General features: G+C 41.8%; 21 protein-coding genes. 10 read left to right on the top strand and 11 right to left on the bottom strand.

The window, feature by feature from the left end:
* Positions 1-14: 14 nt before the first annotated feature.
* Positions 15-3,389: a leucine--tRNA ligase gene (locus J4N22_RS20140; protein WP_207492171.1), complete on the bottom strand. Its 3,375-nt coding sequence runs from the start codon at positions 3,387-3,389 to the stop codon at positions 15-17.
* 338 nt (positions 3,390-3,727) lie between these two features.
* Between J4N22_RS20140 and J4N22_RS02685 the strand changes: the two genes are divergently transcribed.
* The 6 genes from J4N22_RS02685 to J4N22_RS02660 all read left to right on the top strand — a co-directional run bounded on the left by J4N22_RS02685 (position 3,728) and on the right by J4N22_RS02660 (position 8,728).
* A complete protein-coding gene (locus J4N22_RS02685) occupies positions 3,728-4,606 on the top strand; it encodes a cell division protein FtsX (RefSeq protein ID WP_207492170.1) in 879 nt (292 codons plus the stop codon).
* Positions 4,607-4,745: 139 nt separating this feature from the next.
* Complete coding sequence (locus J4N22_RS02680; RefSeq protein ID WP_207492169.1) at positions 4,746-5,039, top strand: DUF3098 domain-containing protein; 294 nt, start codon at positions 4,746-4,748, stop codon at positions 5,037-5,039.
* A 69-nt stretch (positions 5,040-5,108) separates the two neighbouring features.
* A complete protein-coding gene (locus J4N22_RS02675; RefSeq protein ID WP_207492168.1) occupies positions 5,109-5,909 on the top strand; it encodes an undecaprenyl-diphosphate phosphatase in 801 nt (266 codons plus the stop codon).
* A gap of 98 nt (positions 5,910-6,007) precedes the next feature.
* Positions 6,008-6,466, top strand: a complete 459-nt coding sequence (locus tag J4N22_RS02670; RefSeq protein WP_207492167.1) for a hypothetical protein — start codon at positions 6,008-6,010, stop codon at positions 6,464-6,466.
* 94 nt (positions 6,467-6,560) lie between these two features.
* On the top strand, positions 6,561-7,889 hold the full coding sequence (locus J4N22_RS02665; protein ID WP_207492166.1) for an MFS transporter: 1,329 nt from the start codon (positions 6,561-6,563) through the stop codon (positions 7,887-7,889).
* On the top strand, positions 7,886-8,728 hold the full coding sequence (locus J4N22_RS02660; protein WP_207492165.1) for an MBL fold metallo-hydrolase: 843 nt from the start codon (positions 7,886-7,888) through the stop codon (positions 8,726-8,728). The genes J4N22_RS02665 and J4N22_RS02660 overlap by 4 nt, the downstream gene beginning before the upstream one ends.
* 31 nt (positions 8,729-8,759) lie before the next feature.
* Here J4N22_RS02660 and J4N22_RS02655 read toward each other — a convergent pair whose 3' ends face one another.
* Positions 8,760-9,551 carry a DUF3108 domain-containing protein gene (locus tag J4N22_RS02655; RefSeq protein ID WP_207492164.1) on the bottom strand — a complete coding sequence of 264 codons (792 nt, stop codon included), beginning with the start codon at positions 9,549-9,551 and terminating at the stop codon, positions 8,760-8,762.
* Between the two features lies 1 nt (position 9,552).
* Entirely contained in the window at positions 9,553-10,461 is a 909-nt protein-coding gene (locus J4N22_RS02650) for a lysylphosphatidylglycerol synthase domain-containing protein (RefSeq protein WP_207492163.1), read from the bottom strand.
* A 282-nt stretch (positions 10,462-10,743) separates the two neighbouring features.
* Here J4N22_RS02650 and ruvC point away from each other — a divergent pair, with 282 nt between their 5' ends.
* The gene (gene ruvC, locus J4N22_RS02645) at positions 10,744-11,310 is read left to right on the top strand and encodes a crossover junction endodeoxyribonuclease RuvC (protein ID WP_207492162.1); all 567 of its coding nucleotides are present in this window, start codon (positions 10,744-10,746) and stop codon (positions 11,308-11,310) included.
* Positions 11,311-11,435: 125 nt separating this feature from the next.
* On the opposite strand, the gene J4N22_RS02640 is transcribed toward ruvC, so the two are convergent.
* The 3 genes from J4N22_RS02640 to greA all read right to left on the bottom strand — a co-directional run bounded on the left by J4N22_RS02640 (position 11,436) and on the right by greA (position 12,709).
* On the bottom strand, positions 11,436-11,669 hold the full coding sequence (locus tag J4N22_RS02640; protein WP_207492161.1) for a hypothetical protein: 234 nt from the start codon (positions 11,667-11,669) through the stop codon (positions 11,436-11,438).
* A 77-nt stretch (positions 11,670-11,746) separates the two neighbouring features.
* Positions 11,747-12,142, bottom strand: a complete 396-nt coding sequence (locus J4N22_RS02635; RefSeq protein WP_207492160.1) for an HIT family protein — start codon at positions 12,140-12,142, stop codon at positions 11,747-11,749.
* Positions 12,143-12,235: 93 nt separating this feature from the next.
* Positions 12,236-12,709, bottom strand: a complete 474-nt coding sequence (gene greA / locus J4N22_RS02630) for a transcription elongation factor GreA (protein WP_207492159.1) — start codon at positions 12,707-12,709, stop codon at positions 12,236-12,238.
* 265 nt (positions 12,710-12,974) lie between these two features.
* Here greA and J4N22_RS02625 point away from each other — a divergent pair, with 265 nt between their 5' ends.
* On the top strand, positions 12,975-13,493 hold the full coding sequence (locus J4N22_RS02625; protein WP_207492158.1) for a hypothetical protein: 519 nt from the start codon (positions 12,975-12,977) through the stop codon (positions 13,491-13,493).
* On the opposite strand, the gene J4N22_RS02620 is transcribed toward J4N22_RS02625, so the two are convergent.
* Both J4N22_RS02620 and rsmA read right to left on the bottom strand, forming a co-directional pair.
* Positions 13,494-14,420 (bottom strand): NAD(P)-dependent oxidoreductase, encoded by a 927-nt coding sequence (locus J4N22_RS02620; protein ID WP_207492157.1) that lies wholly within the window; start codon positions 14,418-14,420, stop codon positions 13,494-13,496.
* Between the two features lie 3 nt (positions 14,421-14,423).
* Entirely contained in the window at positions 14,424-15,182 is a 759-nt protein-coding gene (gene rsmA / locus J4N22_RS02615; protein WP_207492156.1) for a 16S rRNA (adenine(1518)-N(6)/adenine(1519)-N(6))-dimethyltransferase RsmA, read from the bottom strand.
* Between the two features lie 205 nt (positions 15,183-15,387).
* Between rsmA and pdxA the strand changes: the two genes are divergently transcribed.
* A complete protein-coding gene (gene pdxA, locus J4N22_RS02610) occupies positions 15,388-16,476 on the top strand; it encodes a 4-hydroxythreonine-4-phosphate dehydrogenase PdxA (RefSeq protein ID WP_207492155.1) in 1,089 nt (362 codons plus the stop codon).
* Between the two features lie 106 nt (positions 16,477-16,582).
* Positions 16,583-17,449, top strand: a complete 867-nt coding sequence (locus J4N22_RS02605) for an aldose 1-epimerase family protein (protein ID WP_207492154.1) — start codon at positions 16,583-16,585, stop codon at positions 17,447-17,449.
* A 19-nt stretch (positions 17,450-17,468) separates the two neighbouring features.
* Here J4N22_RS02605 and J4N22_RS02600 read toward each other — a convergent pair whose 3' ends face one another.
* The 3 genes from J4N22_RS02600 to J4N22_RS02590 all read right to left on the bottom strand — a co-directional run bounded on the left by J4N22_RS02600 (position 17,469) and on the right by J4N22_RS02590 (position 20,027).
* Positions 17,469-18,155 (bottom strand): LolA family protein, encoded by a 687-nt coding sequence (locus J4N22_RS02600; RefSeq protein ID WP_207492153.1) that lies wholly within the window; start codon positions 18,153-18,155, stop codon positions 17,469-17,471.
* Between the two features lie 83 nt (positions 18,156-18,238).
* The gene (locus tag J4N22_RS02595) at positions 18,239-19,114 is read right to left on the bottom strand and encodes an ABC transporter permease (RefSeq protein WP_207492152.1); all 876 of its coding nucleotides are present in this window, start codon (positions 19,112-19,114) and stop codon (positions 18,239-18,241) included.
* Entirely contained in the window at positions 19,092-20,027 is a 936-nt protein-coding gene (locus J4N22_RS02590) for an ABC transporter ATP-binding protein (protein ID WP_207492151.1), read from the bottom strand. The genes J4N22_RS02595 and J4N22_RS02590 overlap by 23 nt, the downstream gene beginning before the upstream one ends.
* Between the last annotated feature and the right edge of the window lie 14 nt (positions 20,028-20,041).

Here is a 20,041-nt window from a genome sequence, read left to right as displayed (position 1 = left end):
TTATACCAGCGGTATCATATTACCACGTTGATCATCTTTCCTTTTACAAAAATGATCTTCTTAGGCTGTTTGCCTTCCAGCCATTTTTGCACTATCTCATTTTGCAATACGGCCTCTTCTACTGCTTTCTGCTCCAGGACGAGTGAAAGCGACATGCTGGTTCGCATTTTACCATTGATAGAAACAGGATATTCTTTTTCGCTTTCTACCAGGTGCTTTGGTTCAAATACCGGGAAAGCAGCATCTAGAACTGAGGTAGTGTTTCCCAGTACATGCCATAGCTCTTCAGCTATATGAGGCGCGTAAGGTGTAAGTAAAATAACCAGTGGCTCAAGGATTTCCCGCTTGTGACACTTCAGGTCGTTCAGCTCGTTTACACAAACCATGAATGCACTTACTGCAGTGTTGAAGCTGAAACGTTCAGTATCCTCTTCAATCTTCTTGATGGTCTTATGCAACACCTTTAGTTCAGCAGGAGTAGCTGGTTCATTCTTAACGATGATACCTTTTTCTTCATCAGCAAATAAGCGCCAGAACTTGCGCAGGAAACGGTGAACACCTTCTATGCCTTTGGTATCCCACGGCTTGCTTTGCTCTACCGGACCAAGGAACATCTCGTACATGCGGAAAGTATCAGCACCAAAACGCTCAACAATGTCGTCCGGATTAACAACATTGTATTTTGACTTCGACATCTTTTCAACCTCGGCATCACACAAGTATGTCCCGTCCTCTTCGAGAACATAAACTACATCGTCATTCATTTTTCTTGAGAAAGCTTGTTGATTTAGTTCATAACCTTCAACGAAATCAACATGTACATGCGTACGCACAATCTTACAGTCTGCGTTTTCCTTGATGTTCAACTTGCCTAGATACTTTTCAAGATAATCAACAACAAACGAAACGTCACTTTCTTTCGGTTTAAGATTTACGTAATGAGATTTTGAGATAAATATTCTCCCTCGAAAATTCATAACAACACCGTGCAGATTGACTTCAAATACAAACCTGCTGCTGCCCTGTATCATTCCCTGGTTTACCAGCTTCTTATACGGCTCGTCGTGGTTGATGTAGCCAAGATCGAACAACACTTTTGTCCAAAGGCGGCTGTACAGCAGGTGACCTACAGCGTGCTCCGTTCCACCAATGTAAAGGTCTACCTGTCCCCAATAATCTGCTACTTTTTTATCTACAAAAGTCTCATTATTGTTCGGGTCCATGTAGCGCAGGAAGTACCATGATGAACCGGCATAACCAGGCATGGTGTTGGTTTCGCGCTTGCTGCCATCAGGCAGGTTTACCCAGTCAGTTATGTTTGCCAGCGGCCCCTCACCTTCAGGACCGGGACCATATTTCTCTACAAAAGGCAACTCAAGCGGAAGCTCGCTTTCAGGCAGCGGAGTGGCAATGCCATCTTTATGCTTTATAGGGAATGGCTCGCCCCAGTAACGCTGGCGGCTAAAGCCTGCATCGCGCATACGGTAGTTCACCTTGCGTTTGCCTATGCCCATTTCCTCCAGCTTATCAATCACCACGTTTATAGCATCACGCATCACCATCCCATCAAGAAAATCGCTGTTGGTAAGAACGGCATCTTTGGTAGGATTTGCTTCTTCGCCTGTGAAAGCATCGCCTAGTATATTGGTGATAGGAATATTAAAATGTTTCGCAAAATTGAAGTCACGCTGGTCGCCACTTGGTACTGCCATGATAGCGCCCGTACCATAACCTGCCAATACATATTCACTGATCCAGATAGGTATAGCCCGACCATTGAAAGGATTAATAACATGCGCACCGGTGAAAGCACCTGTAACCTGTTTCACCTCCGACATGCGCTCTCTTTCGCTGCGGCTCTTTACATATTCAAGGTATTTATCAATATCTGCACGCTGTTCTTCTGTTGTTATTTGCTGAACCAATTCATGCTCTGGCGCAATCACCATGAAGTCAACACCAAAGATGGTATCGGGGCGGGTGGTATATACCCTCACCCCCGCCTCTCCCTGCGAGGGAGAGGAGCCGCCAGCAGCAGATCTTTTGGCTTCTGCTGTACTCTTGATATCATCACACGTAGTTCTAATCTTGCTTAAAACATTCTCAAGATCGTGCAGTACGGATTCATTACTGAAGCGAAGTATTTCAAAACCTATTTTCCTTAGCTGTTCATCACGATCAGCATCTGCACGCTGTTGAGATTCCTCCAAGTGATAACCTTTATCTACCTCTACTATGACCCATGTATCCAGGCAGACAAAGTCAGCGATGTAATTTTCTATAGGATGTTGCCTTCTAAACTTATAACCAATATTCTTTCCTCTTAATGCTTGCCACAAGATTTCCTCAGCCTCTGTAGGCTGCTTTCTCATCTCGCTTGCATTCTCATAACTCTTCCCTTCTGAGGCTTTATATACCGGATAACCTATGCCTGGCTCATTAAGAGATCTACTGTGCTCCCGTTTCTCGTCGGGTGATGCACCTGGCTCCTCTCCCCTGCGGGGAGAGGCGGGGGCGAGGGGAAATTCTATTTCAGCTCCCTGGCTCTTTCCTATCCAGTTGCGCTGCATCTCTTTCATGCTATCGCTAAAGTCAACCGTCTCCAGGCCTTGCAACAAGCGATCTGCATATTCTGTTATCCGCAAGTACCACTGGCGCATTTTCTTTTTTACCACAGGGTGGCCACCACGCTCACTTACACCGTTCACTACTTCATCGTTGGCCAGCACAGTACCCAGTGCCTCGCACCAGTTTACTTCGCCGTATGCGCTAAAGGCAAGACGATACTGCATCAGGATATCCTGCTGTTGCTTCTCATTATAGGCTTGCCATTCTTCTGCGGTGAAGCGTATGTTTTCATCTCCAGGACATGTATGCGCTGCATTGCCCTCTGCTTCAAATATTTTTACCAGTTCAGCAATACGCTGTGCTTTGTTGGCTTGGCGGCTGAACCAGCTATCAAACAATTGCAGGAAGATATATTGTGTCCACTTATAATATCCAGGCTCGCTTGTCCGCACTTCACGACTCCAGTCGTAGCAAAAACCAATATTATCTAGTTGTTCGCGATAGCGTGCAATATTCTTTTCGGTAGTAACGGCAGGGTGTTGTCCTGTTTCAATTGCATATTGTTCGGCAGGCAATCCAAAACTATCGAAGCCCATTGGGTGCAACACATTATAGCCTTTCAGCCTTTTGAAGCGCGCATAGATATCGCTGGCTATATAACCGAGCGGATGACCTACATGAAGTCCGGCACCGCTTGGATAAGGAAACATATCCAGCACATAAAACTTAGGTTTGCTGCTATCGTTTGAAACTTTATAAGCATTTGTTTCCCGCCAATGCTGTTGCCACTTCTTCTCTAGTTGCCTGAAGTTGTATTCCATTTATAAAATGTTAGTTGTATTGCCTGCCACCTTTCATGGCAACAGGAGATTGCGTCATAGTTGAATGGCAGCTTTCGACACAAAATAAAAAGGAAAGAACTGGACATACGCCAGGTTTGCTAACCAATGTTACAGTAGTATACAGTAAAGCCACTAATACAGCTATGGCAAGGGTGCAAAAGTATGGAAACAGAACAACTAAAAGCGGCTGTATGACTGGTAGCATAAAGCAATAGCTGCATACGAATTGATATACGCAACTAAAATGTTACAACATACTTAAAGTGAATTATCGTATGCTTAAATAGTTATTTTTGGCGCTCTATAAATCAACCACAATGGCGCAATTCGGAAAAGCATCAATGAAACGGAGCAAACCAAGTTATATTTATAGTATAGTAGGTGTCGCACTTGTTTTACTAATTATGGGAATACTTGGTTGGATATTCCTAAACTTCAGTGCTGTAGGCAATACTTTCAAAGAAGACATCCGCATAAGTGCATATCTCCGCACCATCAATAAAGATTCAGTTCAGCAGGTACAACAATACATAAGTGCACAGCCTTATGCAAAGAATGTTCAGTATGTAAATAAAGATGAAGCAAAAAACATCTGGAGCAGGGAAGGCAGCAGCGAAGACTGGGCTAAGATCCTTGATCATAACCCGCTTCCTGAGAGTATCGACTTTTACGCTAAGTCTGATTATGTAAACAATGATAGTCTCAATAAGATCCAGGCGGACCTGATGGCGCGCTTTGGCAACCACATAGATGAACTGCAGTACCCGCGCATGCTGGTGAACAACCTGAACGAACGTGCTTCTAAGCTCGGGATCATATTTGTGGTGGTGGCAGTTATTCTTTGTGCAATTGTGATTGTAAGTATTGATAATACGATCAGGCTAGCCATGTTCAGCAATCGTTTCCTTATAAAGACAATGCAGATGGTAGGCGCAACACGTGGTTTCATTGCACGTCCTATGGACCTACGCGCTATTCTTAATGGCCTGATCAGTTCGGGCATTGCCATCTTCCTGTTGTTTGTGTTGATCAAATGGGCAGAAGGCCAGTTTCCACAACTGGCAGCTATCAGGGATACAAAACTTACGCTCATCCTGTTTGGCGGGATGATCATCATTGGCGTTGGTATATCTCTCTTCAGTACCCATCGAAGTGTGATCAAGTACCTGAAGATGAGCCTGGATGACCTTTATTAGTTGATGGTTGGCAGTTGCCAGGTATGGCCTCAGTCAATCTATGTCGGCTGCTCGATGAAAAGCATTCATAACCAACAACTGGCACTCCACAACGATCAACAACGTTTTTCCCTATCTTGCACCACCTAAAAAATAGATAATGGCTGAAAGAAAAGTGGTTACACCAGCCACTGCAAAAGATAAAAAAGCTGCTGTTAAAGCTCCGGGCTTACCTCTTTTTTATAAAGACAACTATATGTGGATGGGTATTGGAGCAGCTGTAGTTGCATTAGGTATGATACTTATGGCTGGTGGCAAAAATGAAGATCCAAATTCGTTTGATTATAATTCAGTTTACAGTACTACCCGCATTACAATAGCACCTATCCTGATCTTGATCGGCTTGTTGATAGAGATCTACGCGATCTTCAAAAAGCCAAAAGTTCAACAATAAAATACTGGAAAAAAAGTTCTACAGGCGGTGAGCGTTCATCGCCTTTTTCATTATTATTAAGTGTAGCGTATGACATATTTAGAAGCAATCATCATTGCTATAGTAGAAGGTCTGACTGAATTTTTGCCTGTTTCGTCTACAGGGCATATGATCATTGCAGAACGGTTATTACAACTTCCGGCAGACGATGTTTTCCTGAAATTATTCACCGTAGCAATTCAGCTTGGCGCTATTCTAAGCGTTGTGGTACTATACTGGAAAAAGTTTTTTGACTTTGGCCGCCTGCAATTTTACCTCAAGCTAATGGTGGCAGTTGTGCCGGCCCTGGGTATCGGTTTTATTTTTAATGATAAAATAGATGAGCTTTTAGAAAGTGCCACTACAGTGGCTGTATCACTTTTGTTGGGTGGTTTTATACTGCTATATATCGATAGAATGTTCAATCGTCCACGCATAGAGGAGGAAAAAGATATCAGCTACAGAAGAGCGTTCATCATTGGGTTTTGGCAATGCGTAGCCATGATACCAGGTGTTAGCCGTAGTGCTGCTTCTATCATTGGTGGTATGCATCAAAAGCTTACACGCAAGCTGGCAGCAGAGTTCTCATTCTTTTTAGCGGTACCAACTATGGCCGCAGCTACAGGTTATAAGCTTTTGAAAACTTACAAAGAAAATCCTGAGGTACTTACCGATCAGCATAACCTTATGCTGCTGGCTATAGGTAACGTGGTAGCTTTCATAGTAGCATTGCTAGCCATTAAATTCTTCATTACTTACCTGCAGAAATATGGTTTTAAACTGTTTGGCTGGTATAGAATTGTGGTAGGTACAGCACTGCTCATACTCATCATGATGGGCTACATCAGGTAATTTTTTCGTGGCAACCATTTGCAATGAAACGTTTTCTTCCAACAGAACGTCTTATTTTACATGGCTCTTATTCCTAATCATTGAAATCAAATAAAATCATGAGAAAAATTGTTGTAGCGGCTTTGGCTTTGCTCGTTTCTGTTACCATCATCAGTTGCCAGCAGTATGGCAAAAAAGTAAAAATAAACGAACACCTGGAAGTATATGTAAAGAACCAGGCTACTGAAGAGGAAGGAAAAAAACTAGGCGAATACATTGCTACACTTGACTCCAGCAATACAAATCAAAAGTCTGTTCAGCTATCTAAAGATTCATCTATTTACACCGTTCGACTGGTGATACCTGAAGAGCATTTAAAAAATAACGAGTTGGATGAATCTTTCCAGGCATTGCAATACCTGATAAGGGAGAATGTATTTCCTGGTCAGACTGTAAGGCTGGTACTAACTGATGATAAATTCAATGACAAGCGTACTGTAGAGGAACTGCAGGATTTTTCTGATGAAGAAGAAACAGAAGATGCCGGCGCAAATGCAGACAGCACCGTAGTTCAATAAGCTTAAGTATATCCAATTCAAATGCACCTTTCTTTACCGGGAGGTGCATTTTGTTTTGTAGCAGCAACTATCTTTAGTTTTCCAAAACCAATTGATGCAAACTGCCAATAAAAAGGTTATCAACGGCTGGGCCATGTACGACTGGGCCAACAGTGTATACAACCTGGTGATCACTACTACCTTTTTCCCCATCTACTTTTTAGGAGTAACAAAGGCAGCCTATGGTGAGAACAGTGTCCCCTTATTTGGAAGAACATTTAAAAACTCTGCCCTCTACGATTATACACTTGCCATTGCCTACCTGGCTATAGCTTGCCTTCTTCCTATCCTTTCTTCCATTGCTGATAGCAGGGGCAATAAGAAAAGCTTTATGCAGTTCTTCTGCTACTTAGGCGGTACGGCTTGTATCTGCTTGTATTTTTTTAAAGGACCAGAGCCTGTTGTTGCTTTAGGTGTCACGCTCTTTGCACTGGCTGCTATCGGGTATGTGGGTAGTCTTGTTTTTTACAATTCATATTTACCCGAAATAGCAGCACCTGAAGACAGGGATCGAATTAGTGCCAAAGGGTTTTCTATGGGTTATATCGGGAGTGTAATCCTTCAATTGATCGGCTTTGGGTTGGTGCTTTATTTTTCTGCAAATGGCGATGATACGAGTGGCCCTCGTTATACTTTCCTGCTAGTGGGGCTATGGTGGATAGGTTTTGCACAGATCACTTTTGCAAGGCTTCCGAAAGTAGCACCTGCGGTAAAAGAACACCATGCAAATTTCTTTACAGAAGGTTTTAAAGAACTACGTAAAGTAGCAGCACACGTGGCTACCATGCCTGTGATGAAGCGCTACCTGTGGGCATTTTTCTTTTATAGCATGGGCGTGCAAACGGTGATGCTGGCAGCTACTGTATTCGGTAAACAATTACTAAACCTTGACGACACCAAGCTGATCATTACCATTGTTGTGATACAAATAGTAGCTGTAGCTGGCGCTTATCTTATGGCTAAACTTTCTGCTACATATGGCAATTTTAAAGTGCTGATAGGTGTCATTTTCATGTGGATAGTGATTTGCATTAGCGCGTACTTTATAGCAGAAGCTGCAGAGGCAGGCGCCAATGCCGAACTGGGTTTTTATGGACTTGCAGCAGCTGTGGGGCTAGTGATGGGAGGCATACAATCACTTAGCAGATCTACCTATAGCAAACTGATGCCTGACACCCGTGATACAGCGTCGTACTTTAGCTTTTACGATGTAACTGAAAAAGTGGCTATCGTCATCGGGCTTTTCAGCTTTGGATATATAGATGAACTTGCCGGTATGAAGCACAGCGTGCTGGCCCTTATTGTTTTCTTTGTCATCGGAATTTATTTTCTTTTTGCAGCGCTTAAAAAAGAAGGTCCTGCAACAAAACCAATTGAAGCATGAAGTTATATACCATAAATACCGGGAATTTTAAGCTTGACGGGGGCGCTATGTTTGGCGTAGTTCCAAAGAGCATTTGGAGTAAACAGGTTCCAGCCGATGAAAACAATATGTGCGCATGGGCGCTACGTTGCTTACTGATAGAAGTAGATGATAAGCTGGTTCTGGTAGATAATGGTATGGGTGATAAACAGGATGCAAAGTTTTTTGGCCACTACTATATGCATGGCGATGATACATTGGACGGTTCATTAGCAAAACAAGGTTTCACAAAAGATGACATCACTGATGTTATCTTATCTCATCTTCACTTTGATCATTGTGGTGGAAGTATAGTGCGCAATGGTGAAGCTCTTGTTCCGGCTTTTAAAAATGCAAACTTCTGGAGCAATGAACGGCATTGGCAATGGGCTACTCAACCTAATGAAAGAGAGAAAGCTTCCTTCTTAAAAGAAAACATACTACCCATACAAGAGAGTGGCAAACTACATTTTGCTGAAGTGCAAGATGGTGCTTCTATCATTCACCCGGCCATAACTGTTCGCTATGCCTATGGACATACAGATGCTATGATGCTGCCGCAAATGGAATACAAAGGAAGGACGGCTGTTTTTATGGCAGACCTGTTGCCTTCTGTTGCGCATATTCCTCTTCCTTACGTAATGGGATACGATATGTTTCCTTTGACTACACTTAAAGAGAAGAAAGCATTTTTAGAAGAAGCAGCAGAAAAAGAATACGTGTTATTCCTGGAGCACGATGCCAACAATGAATGTTGTACAGTGCAAAAAACAGACAAAGGAATAAGATTGAAAGAGACCTTTAAATTGGAAGATCTATAACAGTAAAATGTGAAGCAGGAAGCGAACTCTTTTACCTGAAGCTTATCAGCGAGGTCATTGGATAACGGAGGTTCTGGTAACCCATCAGGTCTACTTTTACTGAGCCAACTACAATAGGACTTTCTATACGAACAGGTACTTTGTTCTGATCTTCAGTTACCCATACAGTCATCTTTTCACCACCTTCAAAGATGGTTCCTTTTACTAGCAGCGGCTTAAACTTATAGGTCTTAAACTTGCCGTAGCGGGTCTTTACTGTTTCTTTACCAAGGTAGCGAATGTGCATATTGTACACCTCGTTGTCGAGGAACATGGTAAAAGGTATCTTATCTCCTGCCTTATATTTTTCAAAGTTGATATTGCGCGCATAGTAGATAGAGCTCAAAACATCCTGCACGCAATCAGGTACTTTAAATACACCATCGTTTGTTATAGCTGTATTTGTATTGTGGTTGAAAGTTACGTTCTCGTACTTTTTGTATCCACCTTCTTCTATGTTGCGAATGAATTTATAAGGACGTAAAGTAGCAGTATCTATGAAGGTTTCGTAGCGGTCTCTTACTTTAAAAATCCAGTCGTACTTGCTATTGGTAACACCTGTACCTACTACATGATAAGCAGGCTTATTATTTACTTTGGTGAGGCTGGTAGTAAAATTGGCAGTACCTGCATTTACAAAAACACCCAGCGCATTGTAGAACACAACGTAGCTAATGTTTTCATTAACTGAAAAACTATGATTTCTTATACCACAAAAATCATCGCCCGCTGATAAGCGCGCATTGATGGTGATACATAGGATTATGGCTAGTAATTTTTTCACGTTATCGGTTCCTGAATAGTTTAATGCCCAAAATAAACAAACTCCCTGCCACTGCCGGCACAACTAAGTTAATTAACCAAATAGTTGAAGCCGTAAGTACGATACCCAAAGTATTGCTGCTAAACAACCCAAATATGTAAATGCTCAACTTTCCCCGAATACCAAGTTCTGCCAATGCTATTGTTGGAACTATGGCAAGTGCAAGGAACATGGCAGTTATCAACCAGATGGATGTAGCCAGCGAAATCTCTACCTTGAATAGCTGTAGCAATAATAGATATTGTACTACAAAGATGACATAACGTGCAAGTGATAATAACAATACTTTTAATAATTCTGCAGCGCCAAATTCCTCAAGTTTTTGAATGAAAAACGAATACTTTTTGATGATAGGTATTCTTTCGAGCAGCTTAATCAGCCAACTGATTTTGAAGTAAAGAACAGACAATGCAACGGTAGCTGAAAGCACCAGGTACATGATAGCATCAAGCCAAATGATGGAGAAAGGCAAAGAAGTAGCAGCAACCTCATCAAAGTAACTATTCAATATAAAGAGCCCGATGGTACCCATTAGCAGGGTAATGATCAACTGGCTAATGCTGCCTACAAAAGTGATGGCAATGGTTCGTATTCTATTACCTTCTTTTACATACAATACACGACCTACATATTCACCGGCACCGTTAGGTGTATTAAGTGCCAGCGATACACTAAGGCCGGATAGTATTGCTTTGAATGAAGTGAAAAATGAAATTGGCTGAATATGTTTCACCAGCACACGCCATTTAATTGCTTCAAAACTCCAGTTGAAAACCATGAGCAAAATGACCAGGATGGGCTTCCATGCTTCCTGCCCGGTAAAGGATTCTTTTATCTGCAACCACGACACTTTCCAATCTGGCTGGTTCATGATATTGCGATAGATAGAAATTGCCAGCCAAAGAAAAAGTATAGGACCTACACAGTAATTGAAGAATATTTTCAGTCGTTTGGTCAGATGTAAAAATTTGGTGGCAAACGTAACGATTTGTTTTCGTGTTTGATGAGGTTGAAGCTTATGGCCAAAGTCATGACTGATGTTGAATGACAGGATGATCTAATGTTATCAACATTGAAGGAAGTGGAAGAAAGAATGAACGAGTAATCACCAAAGCCTTTGCTGGATTGGATTTCTACCTAATTTCACCGCCAGATGAACACCAGCAGCAACATCATTTTAGGCATTGACCCCGGAACATTATTTATGGGTTATGCATTGATGAAAGTAAACGGCAACAAGCCGCAACTGCTCATGATGGATGTGCTAAAACTCTCCAGCAAGAAAGACGCATACGAACGCCTGCAAAAAATACACTCCACTGTTTCTGAATTGATAGTTACTTACAAACCTGATTGCTTTGCAATTGAAGCTCCGTTCTTTGGTAAGAATGTACAGAGTATGCTAAAGCTGGGAAGGGCGCAGGGTGTGGCTATAGCAGCAGCTATGAATGCTGGATTAAAAGTAACCGAATACTCTCCAAAGAAGGTTAAACAATCCATTACCGGGAATGGTAATGCGGATAAAGAACAGGTTTGGAAAATGCTGCAGCGCATTCTTACTCTTGAAGACAAACCTGATTCATGGGATGCTACCGATGCACTGGCTGTTGCACTTTGCCACCATTATCAATCTACATCTGTACTAGCTAATCTTGACAAAGGCCTGAAAGGCTGGGAAGATTTTATTGCCAAAAACCCGGGAAGGGTGAAGTTGAAATAGAAGCAGTTTGAAATTCTCACATTACCTTTTTTCAAAAAAAGAACCAGGCAAATTAGTTGGAATCAAAAAGCTGATCTTTTTAATTGAAGAATGAATGATCAACCTTAAAAGATCAGCTTGTATTCTTAAGCCATACTAAACAAACGTTCAGCTATCTCTACTTCCAGGCGGCTTGGTATATCTACGCCTTCGTCGCCAAGAGCCATGTACCTGCCAACTGAAGTATCAAAAACAAAAACATATTCTTCGCTGCCATTAAAAGTTACGGTGAAGCGCTTTTCCTGGTTAAAATCAAATGGAGTTGCTTTTACCAAATATGGCACTCCATCTACTACCAACTCAAAGTTTTGTGTATTCATTTTTCCTTTTTTAGGTATACAAATAATAGCTAGTTGAGCAGCAAGATTTATGCCCTCCACATTGTTTACATGCTGTGCTACTTTGGCAACAAATCCACAATAGCTTCTTGTATCTCCTTGAACTCTTCCGGCGAAAACTTCTTCTTCGGGTTTTGAATATTGATATCGGCAGTAACATTGGTGGGAATAAGATGCACGTGAGCATGTGGCACTTCAAAGCCAACAGTAAGGAAATTGACCCTATTACACCCGGTGTATTTTTCTATTGCTTTAGCTACAGGTTTGGCAAACGTTAGCAGCTCCGCCAGGTAATCATCAGGCACATCAAATATTTTATCTACTTCTATTTTGGGTATCACCAGTGTATGCCCTTTCTTCACAGGAAAGATGTCGAGAAACGCAAGGAACTTATCACTTTCAGCTATTTTATAAGCTGGTATCTCACCATTAATGATCTTAGTAAATATGCTCATACAGTTGGATTATGATTGAATGCAGTGGTTGCAAATTTCTGTAAAACAAAAGAGGCTACCAATGGCAGCCTCTAAAAATATCCAGTACTTATTTTAAATGGAGATGTTTTCTACTTTGAATTTTAGGATACCGGTTGGCGCCTGCACTTCTGCTATCTCACCTACGTGCTTTCCTATCAATCCCTTTCCTATAGGCGATGAAGCTGATATTTTGTTCTGCTTCAGATCTGCTTCTTTTTCACCTACTATCTGGTAAGTAACGGTTTTCTTAGTAGCAATATTGGTAATGGTCACTTTGGTAAGTATAGCCACTTTACTAGTATCGATGGTAGTCGGATCTACAATCTTTGCCGTGGCCAGTACACCTTCCAGTTGTTTTATTTTGGCTTCCAGCATTCCTTGTGCTTCTTTAGCTGCATCATATTCTGCATTCTCTTTCAAGTCGCCTTTTTCCCTTGCCTCAGCAATTGCATGGCTGGCTGCAGGCCTGTCTACAGTTTTAAGTGTATGCAGTTCCTGTTTCATCTGCTCAAAGGTCTCCTGTGTCACGTAGTTAATTTCACTCATACTCATAGCTGTTTTAAATGAGGGTAAAAAAAATACAACGCCACAAGGAGTTGCAGCGTTGCATTCTGACAAAAATAGCATTTCTGGCAAACGAAACAAGTTTTGCAGCAGCTAATTGAAGTCATACTACCGGGTGTCCTGCAAGGCTTATACATATAAAACCAGCCTAATTCTAATGATGCTAGCTTGTAAGGCAGCCAAAAGATTTAACAAACAACTTGAACCTCTGGCGCATTAGTTGAAAGTGGTTCTGCAAATTTCTCCTATGCAAACATATTCCAACCTCTATGCAAAAAATCCAGGTGTTGTTTCATTCGGCTCTACTGAAATCGGGCCTTACTATTGGGTAGGACATTGTAAAAACGGGATAGACTATTACGCCGGGCAAACCTTTAAAGCACCTGCTGATGGCATGCTTACACGTATCAAATTATTTCCTTCGGTAGTATATGGCAGTACGGAAGCAACATTATCGTTGTACGAATTTGACATGCAAAACCATACATGGATAAGAAAGTGCACCGAAATAGAAAAGCCTGTAAGGAAGGTGATGGAAGGCCAATGGATAAGCTTCGACATTAGTGGTATGATAGTGAACAAGAACAGCAGCTATGGCTTTAAAATAAGCTGTAACGGAGATGGTATGTTGGCTATAGCGGAGTGTCCATGGAATATCAGCAATCCTTATCCTGATGGTGAAGAATGGATTGGTTCATCGCAAAAGATGGAAGGTAATTTTCATAAAGATTTCGACCTGGCTTTTGAAGGTAGCATTGAACCCTGATCAAAGGTTTAGCTTCTTCAAAACTACTTCGGCCATCTTAAGGTAAGCTTCATTTGAATAACCAGCTATATGCGGTGTGATGATAACATTTGGACGCGCCATCAGGTTATCCAGTTGATGCTGCTCATCGGTAGTATAACTTGATAGATTCTCATTTTCTAAAACATCCAGCGCAGCACCTGCTATTTTACCTTCATCCAAAGCCTTGATCAAGGCTGCAGTATCAGTTATTTTACCGCGACATGTACTTAAAAAGTAAGGCGCCTTTTTAAGTTGGTTAAAAAACACTTCATTAGCCAAATGGTATGTATCGGCAGTAAGCGGAAGATGAAGACTTACTACATCAGCATAAGCGCAAACCTGCTCCAGGTTAGCCTCTTTCACATGATCTTTTGCGAAACCATATTTCATCTTATCGTAAGCCAACACGGTAACATCAAATGGCTGAAGCAGCTTAGCAAAAGCACTTCCTGTATTGCCATAACCTATCAAACCAACTGTTTTACCAGACAGCTCTACACCACGATTTTCATTGCGTAGATACTTACCCTGTTGCACCTGCTGGTGGCTTCTTACAATGTTGTTCATCAGGCTAAGCAGCAATCCCAAAGCATGCTCTGCTACTGCATTTCTGTTACCCTCCGGGCTGCTAACACACCTGATATTCTTTGTCTCGGCATATGCCACATCTATTTTTTCCATTCCGCTGCCCAGGCGCCCGATCCATTGAAGTTGCTGTGCAGCATCCAGCATTTGCTTGTCCACTTTTATGCGCGTGGTTACTATAAGACCAGTAGCTGATCCTATGCTTGTCATCAAATCATCGTAGGTTATAGTTGGAGAATATTCTACCACAAAACCTTTGCGCTGCAGTTCCTCCAGCATGAATGGATGACAAGGTGCTGTTATGATTACAATAGGTGCCAATTTTTAAAAATTCATTCTATACGTTAAAGCAGCAAAGTCTGCTACTGATAAAGCTTCCGCTCGTTTATTAAAAATTTCATCCTGCAATTCATCAGCGTTGAATAGACCACGCACTGCATTACGCAATGTTTTTCTACGCTGGTTGAAAGCAGTTTTAACCAGGTTTTGAAAATGTTTATCACTCTTCATATCCACCACATCAGTGCGGCGCACCAGGCGTATCACACCACTTACTACTTTAGGTGGCGGATTAAAAGCTTCAGGAGCTACATCGAATAAATACTCCACATCATAATATGCCTGTACCAGTACACTTAGTACACCATATACTTTACTGCCTTCTTTAGATGCAGCACGCTCAGCCACTTCTTTTTGAAACATTCCCACACACACAGGTACGAGATGTTTCCAATCAAGGATCTTAAATAATATCTGCGTAGAAATATTGTAAGGAAAATTACCAACTACAGTAAAGGGCTCTTCAAAAGGTGGATCTATATCAAGAAAGCTTTTAGATATGACCTTTTCGTTTAGCACAGGAAATTTACGGTGCAGGTATTCTACCTTTTCTTCGTCCAGTTCTACGGCTTTAAAATCAATATTCTCCAATTGAAGCAGGTGTTTAGTAAGAGCACCACCACCCGGCCCTACTTCCAGCAAGCGGGAAAAAGGATTTTGTTTCAAAGCATCTACAATACGCTCACTTACAGACTCATCTTTTAAAAAGTGCTGCCCCAAAGATTTCTTCAACTGGTAATCCATGGGTGCAAATTAGGCTGATTGATCTAATTGTTGAATGGTAGTAGTGGTTTGATTGTTGATGAAGATTGTGCAACCACTTTTCTAATAGCAGGAAATTGGCAGATGCAATGTATAATGATTGAACGAAACAAGCTGGTTGGGCAACAATAAAACAATACAAGGCATCCAACAATCATCCATATTTTTGCCACTTCAAAATATTAGTATGAGCAACGAACTACCTGTACCTGTAATTGGATTTTCATGCGGCGATTTGAATGGCATTGGCCTTGAGCTGATCATTAAATCTCTTTCTGATTCACGCATACTAGATCATTGTACACCAGTAGTTTTTGCCAGCAATAAGAGTGTGAACTTTTACCGTAAAATAGCTGCAGAACAAAACTTCAATTATGCCTCTACTAAAGAATTGAACCGCATCAACCCGAAGCAGGTTAATGTATTCAACTGTTGGGAAGAAGAAGTTGCCATTACACCAGGACAGCTTAATGAAATTGGTGGAACATATGCACTTAAGTCTTTAGAAGCTGCAGTAGATGCTCTTAGAAATCAGCATATTCAAGGATTGGTAACAGCGCCTATACATAAGAAGAACATCCAGTCAGAAAGCTTCAATTTTAGCGGGCACACACCTTACCTGAAGCATGTATTTGGCGTGCAGGATGTACTGATGCTGCTTGTTTCTACCAACTTGCGTGTGGGTCTTGTTACCGAGCATGTGCCTGTTGCTGAACTGGGAAATCACATTACATCTGCAGCTATAACAAGTAAGCTAAAGATCATGCACCAAAGCCTGATAAAAGATTTTGGTATAGATAGGCCTAAAATTGCTGTGCTGGGGCTGAACCCGCATGCCGGCGACGAAGGATTGATAGGCCAAGAAGAGAATGATATTATTAAACCAGTGATAGCAGATGCGCGCAACCACAAAGTTTTAGCCTTTGGACCTTATAGTGCCGATGCCTTCTTTGCACGTGGTCAATACCAGCAGTTTGATGGTGTGCTGGCTATGTACCACGACCAGGGATTGATTCCATTTAAGAGCCTGAGCATTGGCGAAGGCGTAAATTATACTGCAGGACTGCCTGCTGTACGTACGAGCCCTGATCATGGAACTGCATTTGACATAGCAGGCAAAGGAGTGGCTGATGAATCATCTTTCCGTGCTTCGCTGTTCGAGTGTATTGATATTATTAACCGCCGTCAAAATCATGCTGATAACAACCGCAACCCGCTTCGCCGGATTAGTGCACGTGTTTTTGCAAACGTAGTAGATGAGCGACTGGAAGATTAGGGTAAAAGCAGTTGTTCTTAGTTCAACATCGTTGTGTCACTCACTTGTACGGGCAGTAAATAAAGGAGCAGGAAAATCAGCTGATCTAAACCAATACAATTGAAACATGCATACTATAAGCAATGAGATCATAAGAATACAGGTGGCCAATAAAGGAGCAGAACTACAAAGCATTTACAACAAGCAAACCAGCCTTGAGTACTTGTGGAGCGCCGGCCCTGAGTGGCCAAAGAAGAGCCCGGTGTTGTTTCCCATCATTGGCGAACTTAAGAATAAGCAATACACTTACAACGGCAATATCTACTCGCTGTCCCGTCATGGTTTTGCAAGGGAAAAGGAATTTGTTTTAGAAGCGCAAACACAGAATTCATTAACCTTTAGTCTTACTTCTTCAGAAGAAACAAAATCCGTATATCCTTTCGATTTCATTTTCCGGGTAATATACAGGCTGGAAGAAAACCGGCTTATCATTTCATATGAAGTAGAGAACAAAGGTGAAGAGGAAATGTACTTTTCTGTAGGTGCGCATCCTGCTTTCGCACTGCCATTGCAGCCACACCTGCAGTTTACTGATTACTACCTGCAGTTTGACAAAAAGGAAACAACACAACGTTGGCCGCTTACAGATGACGGACTCATAAAAACAACACCCACTGATTTTCTTGTGGATACTGATAAGTTACCTTTACATAAAGACCTGTTTAGCAAGGACGCGATTGTCTTCAAAGATCTCACTTCCTCTACCATCTCTATAGTTTCAGATGCCTCACCACATGGAGTGAATGTATCCTTTGAAGGCTTTCCATTCATGGGTATCTGGAACACCAAAGGCGGAGACTTTGTTTGCATAGAACCATGGTGTGGCATAGCAGACAGCGAAAATTCATCAGGCAATTTAGAAGAGAAAGAAGGTATTATGCAACTGGATGCAGACAGCAAATGGAGCAACACCTTCTCCATTGAAGTATTCTAGTATTCTTTACCGCCGCTTCTTATTTAAACTCTGAATCAGGCACACCTTTGTTAATGGTGTAATTGGTATAGGTTATTTCTACCCTCCCCTTTTTATTTTTAAGCTTATCATCTTTGGGTGCATCAGTCGTTTCAAAATCAAGGGTTACTCCTTTTGGAATTTTGTAGTCTTTGGTATTGAAGGCAAATACTACTTTATCTGGCAAACCATAAGCAGCATAAGGGCCATAGTTCATTTCCATATCATAGGTTCCGTTTTCGCGGGTAGTGGTGCTAGCCTTCCTGATCAGCAGGTTAGGCTCATCAATGTACAAGGTCGTCAATACTACATCACTCTTTTCATTTGTAGGTAGCAGTTTTACCACCTTCACTTTTGTGTTACCTACTACTGCATCACCAGATGGTATGGCTACAAAAGCATCATCTGAAAGAACAGAACTCATATTGACTGACACGCCACCTTTAGGTAAAATAGAAATACCGCCATCACGCTTCAGTTTGAACTTATTCGGCTTTTTGTACAGCACCTTTACCCTACCTGTCGGTGCTTTTATGAAGGCGACATCTGTTTTCATTCTACCTTCAGCTACATAATCATTTACCTTATCAAGCTTTGCCTTTACCTGTTTTACCAGTGTGCCTGCATCCTGTGCAGTAGCAGCAAAATGGATAAAAAGAAGCGAAAAAAATATTGCTAGTATTCTCATGTTTTAAATTGGAAGTGCAAGCTACACAGCACGTGCTGTTCACCTGTATAATGAATAGGTAAAGTTGTTACAGCTTGCATGTTTTAACTCAATACATCTTTCTTTTTGAAGACAAACAGCGAGGCCAGCAGCAACCCTACAATATGCAAAGCAAGTATAGCCGCAGCTTCCAGCACACTGCCTAAGTTTTGCACAGAACCAATAATAGCCTCGTTATCTTCTGTTACCTGCACATCAAAGAAGCCTTTCCAGCCAATCATATGCGTTGTAAAAAGGAAAGGTTTGATGGCATTGAAGATTGGAATATCAAGCGTACTAAGAATGGTGAAAACAATGATGACACTCATGGTGGCCACTATAGGACCGATGCTGTTTTCGGCAAACATGCTACAAAAGAAACCCAGGGCAGCAACAGTAAGCATAGCCAGTGCAGCGAAGCCAAAGGCACATAGATAACGCCAAAAAATATCATAGCTTTTTAGCTGAACGATGTAGCCGCTTTTCAGGTTGAGCATATCATCGGTGCCGAACAAAAACATTGAAACAAACAATCCAAGTATGGCCATCCAAACCAGTAGCAGCAAAGTATATACAGCTGCTGCGCCAAACTTAGCCATCACCACTTCTGTTCTGCTGATTGGCTTTGTAAGCAGCAATCGCAAGGTGCCCATGTTCGCTTCGCCAGATATAAGATCGCCGGCGATGAGCGAAATGAGCAAAGGCACATGAACCAACAGCAGTTGCAGAATAATGAAGCATACGAGGTAACCGTTCAATACATTTCCTTCTACATCGAACGACACTGAAAGATCGCGTAGCATAAATCCTATATAAGCTTCGCCATCCAGTAACAAACCTGTTTGTATGATACCAACAAGTGCAGTGATTGCAATAAATGCTATATAAGTTCGCGGTCGTTTAAAGATCTTGAACAGCTCAATTTGTAAAAGCTTCCACATGTTGATTGCCTGATGTTACTTGTAAAAAATAGTCCTCTAAAGAATGTCTTGGCTGAAGAGAAAGCACCTGTACATTTTGCGCAACCAGCCACTGGTTTAAAACAGGAATAAGCTGCCTGTCAAGCTGCACCATGATCTTATTGTTGCGCGCCGGCTGAAGCCTGTCTTGCCATTCGCTTTGTTGTAAAAGAAGTAGCGCATCACCATTGTTGGTAGTATCTATTTCTACCAAAGTTTGGGAAGGATCAAAAAGGGCTGACGCTGTGCCCTCCACCATCTTTTTACCTTTGTTGATGATGAGTACCCTATTGGCTATAAGTTCTATCTCGCTGAGCAGGTGACTGGAAACAACAACCGTCTTATTCATCTCCTTGCTTAGGCGCAAAATAAGATTACGTATATCAGCTATCCCCTGCGGATCAAGACCATTAGTAGGCTCATCTAGTATCACCAGCTGCGGATCGTGCACCAGTGCTATAGCGATGCCTAATCTTTGTTTCATACCCTGGCTAAATGTCTTCACTTTATCATTGGCTCTGTCTTCCAGTCCAACCATTGCAAGCTGATCCATCAGGTGCTGGTGGTTTGTTTTACCACCACTGAGCTTCATAAACATCCGCAGGTTTTCGTAAGCCGAAAGGTATTTGTAAACATCAGGCTTTTCTATTACTGCACCTACATTACGAAGTATCTCTTTACGATGTTTATGCAGGTCCAGGCCAAAAATTTCTATTGATCCATCGGTAGGTTCTATAAGCGTAAGCAGCATCCGGATTGTGGTAGACTTACCAGCACCATTTTGCCCTAAGAAGCCATATACATCACCTGCTTCTACGGTGAAGGATAGATTATTGACAGCAGTAAGATCTTTGAACTTTTTGGTGAGTTGGTGAACCTTGATGACAGGATGCATAGAGGTATAACAAT

Origin of the sequence: Aridibaculum aurantiacum, from assembly GCF_017355875.1 — a bacterium.
GTDB lineage: Bacteria > Bacteroidota > Bacteroidia > Chitinophagales > Chitinophagaceae > Segetibacter > Segetibacter aurantiacus.
The sequence above is the reverse complement of the archived record's forward strand: the minus strand, read 5'-3'. Positions and strand labels throughout refer to the sequence as shown.

Excerpts from the sequence above, each read along its gene's own strand:
- J4N22_RS20140 (WP_207492171.1), bottom strand. The coding sequence starts at position 3,389 with ATGGAATACAACTTCAGGCAACTAGAGAAGAAGTGGCAACAGCATTGG.
- J4N22_RS02685 (WP_207492170.1), top strand. The coding sequence starts at position 3,728 with ATGGCGCAATTCGGAAAAGCATCAATGAAACGGAGCAAACCAAGTTAT.
- J4N22_RS02680 (WP_207492169.1), top strand. The coding sequence starts at position 4,746 with ATGGCTGAAAGAAAAGTGGTTACACCAGCCACTGCAAAAGATAAAAAA.
- J4N22_RS02675 (WP_207492168.1), top strand. The coding sequence starts at position 5,109 with ATGACATATTTAGAAGCAATCATCATTGCTATAGTAGAAGGTCTGACT.
- J4N22_RS02670 (WP_207492167.1), top strand. The coding sequence starts at position 6,008 with ATGAGAAAAATTGTTGTAGCGGCTTTGGCTTTGCTCGTTTCTGTTACC.
- J4N22_RS02665 (WP_207492166.1), top strand. The coding sequence starts at position 6,561 with ATGCAAACTGCCAATAAAAAGGTTATCAACGGCTGGGCCATGTACGAC.
- J4N22_RS02660 (WP_207492165.1), top strand. The coding sequence starts at position 7,886 with ATGAAGTTATATACCATAAATACCGGGAATTTTAAGCTTGACGGGGGC.
- J4N22_RS02650 (WP_207492163.1), bottom strand. The coding sequence starts at position 10,461 with ATGAACCAGCCAGATTGGAAAGTGTCGTGGTTGCAGATAAAAGAATCC.
- ruvC (WP_207492162.1), top strand. The coding sequence starts at position 10,744 with ATGAACACCAGCAGCAACATCATTTTAGGCATTGACCCCGGAACATTA.
- J4N22_RS02640 (WP_207492161.1), bottom strand. The coding sequence starts at position 11,669 with ATGAATACACAAAACTTTGAGTTGGTAGTAGATGGAGTGCCATATTTG.
- J4N22_RS02635 (WP_207492160.1), bottom strand. The coding sequence starts at position 12,142 with ATGAGCATATTTACTAAGATCATTAATGGTGAGATACCAGCTTATAAA.
- greA (WP_207492159.1), bottom strand. The coding sequence starts at position 12,709 with ATGAGTGAAATTAACTACGTGACACAGGAGACCTTTGAGCAGATGAAA.
- J4N22_RS02625 (WP_207492158.1), top strand. The coding sequence starts at position 12,975 with ATGCAAACATATTCCAACCTCTATGCAAAAAATCCAGGTGTTGTTTCA.
- rsmA (WP_207492156.1), bottom strand. The coding sequence starts at position 15,182 with ATGGATTACCAGTTGAAGAAATCTTTGGGGCAGCACTTTTTAAAAGAT.
- pdxA (WP_207492155.1), top strand. The coding sequence starts at position 15,388 with ATGAGCAACGAACTACCTGTACCTGTAATTGGATTTTCATGCGGCGAT.
- J4N22_RS02605 (WP_207492154.1), top strand. The coding sequence starts at position 16,583 with ATGCATACTATAAGCAATGAGATCATAAGAATACAGGTGGCCAATAAA.
- J4N22_RS02600 (WP_207492153.1), bottom strand. The coding sequence starts at position 18,155 with ATGAGAATACTAGCAATATTTTTTTCGCTTCTTTTTATCCATTTTGCT.
- J4N22_RS02595 (WP_207492152.1), bottom strand. The coding sequence starts at position 19,114 with ATGTGGAAGCTTTTACAAATTGAGCTGTTCAAGATCTTTAAACGACCG.
- J4N22_RS02590 (WP_207492151.1), bottom strand. The coding sequence starts at position 20,027 with ATGCATCCTGTCATCAAGGTTCACCAACTCACCAAAAAGTTCAAAGAT.